This window comes from Pseudomonas sp. NPDC077649, assembly GCF_044542855.1.
GTDB lineage: Bacteria > Pseudomonadota > Gammaproteobacteria > Pseudomonadales > Pseudomonadaceae > Aquipseudomonas.
The window spans coordinates 1,756-3,738 of record NZ_JBITVF010000017.1; the positions used below are offsets into that span (position 1 = coordinate 1,756).

General features: G+C 51.4%; 2 tRNA genes and 1 rRNA gene (1 of these 3 only partly in view). All 3 read left to right on the plus strand.

Annotated elements, in window-relative coordinates:
- Positions 1–79 precede the first annotated feature (79 nt).
- A tRNA-Ile gene (locus ACIGFL_RS24020) sits at positions 80–156 on the plus strand.
- 22 nt (positions 157–178) lie between these two features.
- A tRNA-Ala gene (locus ACIGFL_RS24025) sits at positions 179–254 on the plus strand.
- Positions 255–512: 258 nt separating this feature from the next.
- Positions 513–1,983 (plus strand): 23S ribosomal RNA (locus ACIGFL_RS24030); it runs 1,498 nt beyond the window's last position.

Here is a 1,983-nt window from a genome sequence, read left to right on the forward strand (position 1 = left end):
GACGCCGGCTTTCTCATAAGCTCCCACACGAATTGCTTGATTCATAGTCGAAGACGATGCTGTAACGCGACCCTGTTATAGGTCTGTAGCTCAGTTGGTTAGAGCGCACCCCTGATAAGGGTGAGGTCGGCAGTTCAAATCTGCCCAGACCTACCAATTGCTTGGTGCAGATGATTACGGGGCCATAGCTCAGCTGGGAGAGCGCCTGCTTTGCACGCAGGAGGTCAGCGGTTCGATCCCGCTTGGCTCCACCACTCTCGCGCGTTGCGGTAGCAGTGAAAGAGTTCAGAAATGAGCGCTTCAGGGTAGACCTGGTGAGTGCTGATTTCTGGTCTTTTGACCGGTACGAAAATCGTTCTTTAAAAATTTGGGTATGTGATAGAAGTGACTGATTAATTGCTTTCACTGGCAATTGATCTGGTCAAGGTAAAATTTGTAGTTCTCAAGACGCAAATTTTCGGCGAATGTCGTCTTCACGATTGAGATCGTAACCAGATTGCTTGGGGTTATATGGTCAAGTGAAGAAGCGCATACGGTGGATGCCTTGGCAGTCAGAGGCGATGAAAGACGTGGTAGCCTGCGAAAAGCTTCGGGGAGTCGGCAAACAGACTTTGATCCGGAGATCTCTGAATGGGGGAACCCACCCAGCATAAGCTGGGTATCACACACTGAATACATAGGTGTGTGAGGCGAACCAGGGGAACTGAAACATCTAAGTACCCTGAGGAAAAGAAATCAACCGAGATTCCCTAAGTAGTGGCGAGCGAACGGGGACTAGCCCTTAAGTTGATTTGAGAGTAGCGGAACGCTCTGGAAAGTGCGGCCATAGTGGGTGATAGCCCTGTACGCGAAACTCTCTTGTCAATGAAATCGAGTAGGACGGGGCACGAGAAACCTTGTCTGAACATGGGGGGACCATCCTCCAAGGCTAAATACTACTGACTGACCGATAGTGAACCAGTACCGTGAGGGAAAGGCGAAAAGAACCCCGGAGAGGGGAGTGAAATAGAACCTGAAACCGTATGCGTACAAGCAGTGGGAGCGGACTTTGTTCCGTGACTGCGTACCTTTTGTATAATGGGTCAGCGACTTATATTCAGTGGCGAGCTTAACCGAATAGGGGAGGCGTAGCGAAAGCGAGTCTTAATAGGGCGCTTTAGTCGCTGGGTATAGACCCGAAACCGGGCGATCTATCCATGGGCAGGTTGAAGGTTAGGTAACACTGACTGGAGGACCGAACCGACTACCGTTGAAAAGTTAGCGGATGACCTGTGGATCGGAGTGAAAGGCTAATCAAGCTCGGAGATAGCTGGTTCTCCTCGAAAGCTATTTAGGTAGCGCCTCGTGTATCACTGCTGGGGGTAGAGCACTGTTTCGGCTAGGGGGTCATCCCGACTTACCAAACCGATGCAAACTCCGAATACCGGCAAGTGTCAGCACGGGAGACACACGGCGGGTGCTAACGTCCGTCGTGAAAAGGGAAACAACCCAGACCGTCAGCTAAGGTCCCAAAGTTATGGTTAAGTGGGAAACGATGTGGGAAGGCTTAGACAGCTAGGAGGTTGGCTTAGAAGCAGCCACCCTTTAAAGAAAGCGTAATAGCTCACTAGTCGAGTCGGCCTGCGCGGAAGATGTAACGGGGCTCAAACCATACACCGAAGCTACGGGTTCATCTTAGGATGAGCGGTAGAGGAGCGTTCTGTAAGCCTGTGAAGGTGAGTTGAGAAGCTTGCTGGAGGTATCAGAAGTGCGAATGCTGACATGAGTAACGACAATGCGAGTGAAAAACTCGCACGCCGAAAGACCAAGGTTTCCTGCGCAACGTTAATCGACGCAGGGTTAGTCGGCCCCTAAGGCGAGGCAGAAATGCGTAGTCGATGGGAAACGGGTTAATATTCCCGTACTTCTAGTTACTGCGATGGAGGGACGGAGAAGGCTAGGCCAGCACGGCGTTGGTTGTCCGTGTTTAAGGTGGTAGGCTGG